The organism is Peribacillus sp. Bi96 (assembly GCF_918698115.1).
Lineage (GTDB): Bacteria > Bacillota > Bacilli > Bacillales > DSM-1321 > Peribacillus.
Window position 1 is genome coordinate 1 of record NZ_CAKKLV010000064.1, and the last position, 2,770, is coordinate 2,770.

Here is a 2,770-nt window from a genome sequence, read left to right on the forward strand (position 1 = left end):
TCAAGATGAGATTTCCCATGGCGCAAGCTAGTAAGATCCCTGAAAGATGATCAGGTTGATAGGTCAGAGGTGGAAGCGTGGCGACATGTGGAGCTGACTGATACTAATAGATCGAGGACTTAACCAACGCTTTTTGAAAAATGAAATACCTTCTTATTATCTAGTTTTGAAGGAACAACGTTCCTGATATGTTTGGTGACGATAGCGAAGAGGTCACACCCGTTCCCATTCCGAACACGGCAGTTAAGCTCTTCAGCGCCGATGGTAGTTGGGGGTTTCCCCCTGTGAGAGTAGGACGCCGCCAAGCCATTTTAAAGATCAGCCATCCGGCTGGTCTTTTTTTGCGTCTCTATGGTTTGAAGAAAAGGCGAATCAGCTTCTACCTAAAGTGAAATAATTCGTCCTAGATACCATTTAAGGTATAAAGATCGTGCTTCTAAGTTATAGAGGATTACTTCCGCTCTAATAAATACATTTAAAGTTGGAAGCGTTTTTTAAGTTTTGGCTCTGTTAAATAACTCTGTTGATATTTGAATAAAGCGAACGATTGTTCTGTAATATAGGAAAATGAACGAGAGCGAGTGAATTCGAATGGCATTAAAGGAGATTATTAAAGAGATAAAGAAACTTAGTACCGCAGACCAATATCGCCTTAAAGAGTTTTTTAACAAATCTCTCGCATCTTCTTCTTCAAGTGAACCAGTCTTTAAAGAGGTTTCCGAGCAAAAACATAAAGATGGATACACTTGTACTCATTGTCATTCGAATAATGCCGTTCGTTTTGGTAAGTATTCAGTCAAACTGGGAATGCAAACAATAGAACGGCAGCGTTATCGCTGTAAAGATTGCGGAAAGACTTTTACGGATGTAACCAACACGCCTTTACACAGGACTCATCTCCCCATAAATGGTTGGATTTTGTGCAGTGTATGATTGAAGGATACTCTTTAAGAAAAGCATCTGAGATAATTGAAGTCCATTTCGTAACCCTTTTCTATTGGCGACACAAGTTGTTATCAGCAATAAAACAAATGGATTTTGAACAATTCTCAGGAATAGTGGAAATGGATGAGACATATTTTCTTTTCTCGGAAAAAGGGAAGAGAAAAATAGATGGTCGTAAGTCTCGTAAGCGTGGCGGTTCCTCAAAGTACCGAGGTATTAGCAAGGAACAAGTGTGTGTCCTTATTGCAAGAGACCGCCAAAAATCCACTTTGTCAAAAGTTATTGGACAAGGTAGAATTGTAAAATCTCGTTTAGAAAAAGCAATCGGTTCTAAGTTATCGCCAACCAATATACTTTGTACCGATGCTTGGAGAGCATTTAAGACTTATTCGAGTGAAAAAGGATTAGAAGATTACCGCTTCAAATCAGATGGAAAAGAACGAGTAAAAGGTCTTTATCATATTCAAAATGTAAATAATTATCACAGCCGTCTTAAAGGCTGGATGAACCGTTTCAATGGCGTACAACAAAATACCTCGACCATTATTTGAGCTGGTTTTATTTCTTGGACATTATCAAACATCGCAATGATAATACAACAGTAAGTAAAATGATTATTGAAAGCTGTCTATTCTCAACAAACGAAACTTATAATAAGCTCAGATTATCGAGATTTACCATTTAAGGGGTGATTATATGATTGAAATAATCTATGATGTCAGTACCCTCGAAGGCTCTTGTTACATAGAGGTTCTCCCTGACAAGTATAAAGGTGAATGTTGGAATACTTCTTCCATCTTCTTTACAGAAGAAAACTTTGGCTATATTATGCCTGCCTTTGAGAAGTGCTATAAGAAATTCGATTATTTTGCTTTCAATGAAATAGGTACAGATACTTGGAAGATGATTATTAAGGAATTGGAAAAAATGAAACAATATCTAGCTAATAATCCTAATCCACAATCACTAAAAGATGTTTTAGGGTTTCCCTTCACCTATTCTGAGGAAGAGTTTATGGAAAACTATGATACAAATATTAAGCAACTTATCTCGATGATTACCGAATTCCAATCTTGGATAGATGAAAAAAGTGTATCCACTAAGTTCATTTCCGTTTTAGGAATGTAATAAATGGACTCAAAGGGCTTCATTAGTTAGAAGTCCTTTGCAAATATTAAAAATCAACATTATTGTTTAACAGAGCCTAAGTTTTAAGCCATCGGGAGAAAGGCCATTCTTAATCTATCATGCAGAATGTGAATTATTTATTATGAAATGTATTGACTTTAAAGTGAAATAGGATTAATATAAATAAGCACCAAGTACGACAAACAAAAAACTTCATCCACTTTTGGTAGATTAACTAAAAGAAATAATAACTATTGACTTCTTACTATGAAAATGATAAGATGAAATGGTCGCTGAAAAACACAGCGATTCAAAATAAGTTTAAAACTTCGCAGAAGTTGACAACTAATCAATAGCGTGTTATGATGAATAAACAAACGTTCGAAAGAACGATTTGTGAAATTGCTCTTTGAAAACTGAACAAAACAAAGCGCCAACGTTAAATTTTAAGTGAGCACACACTATCAAAAAAGCAAAATGAGCAAGTCAAACATTTCTTCGGAGAGTTTGATCCTGGCTCAGGACGAACGCTGGCGGCGTGCCTAATACATGCAAGTCGAGCGAATCGACGGGAGCTTGCTCCCAGAGATTAGCGGCGGACGGGTGAGTAACACGTGGGCAACCTGCCTATAAGACTGGGATAACTTCGGGAAACCGGAGCTAATACCGGATACGTTCTTTTCTCGCATGAGAGAAG

Annotated in this window: 1 protein-coding gene, 3 rRNA genes and 1 pseudogene; all 5 read left to right on the forward strand. The window is 37.1% G+C overall.

The genetic code is table 11. The annotated features are described in order from the left end of the window. Positions 1 to 127 (forward strand): 23S ribosomal RNA (locus tag LQ203_RS27215); the annotation flags it as partial. A 64-nt stretch (positions 128 to 191) separates the two neighbouring features. Further along, positions 192 to 307 (forward strand): 5S ribosomal RNA (gene rrf / locus LQ203_RS27220). Between the two features lie 284 nt (positions 308 to 591). Next, a pseudogene (locus LQ203_RS27225) lies at positions 592 to 1,630 on the forward strand (IS1595 family transposase). Positions 1,631 to 1,641: 11 nt separating this feature from the next. Then, positions 1,642 to 2,073, forward strand: coding sequence for a hypothetical protein (locus LQ203_RS27230; RefSeq protein WP_230163044.1), 432 nt, complete (start codon positions 1,642 to 1,644; stop codon positions 2,071 to 2,073). 495 nt (positions 2,074 to 2,568) lie between these two features. After that, positions 2,569 to 2,770: ribosomal RNA gene (locus LQ203_RS27235) — 16S ribosomal RNA — on the forward strand; the annotation flags it as partial.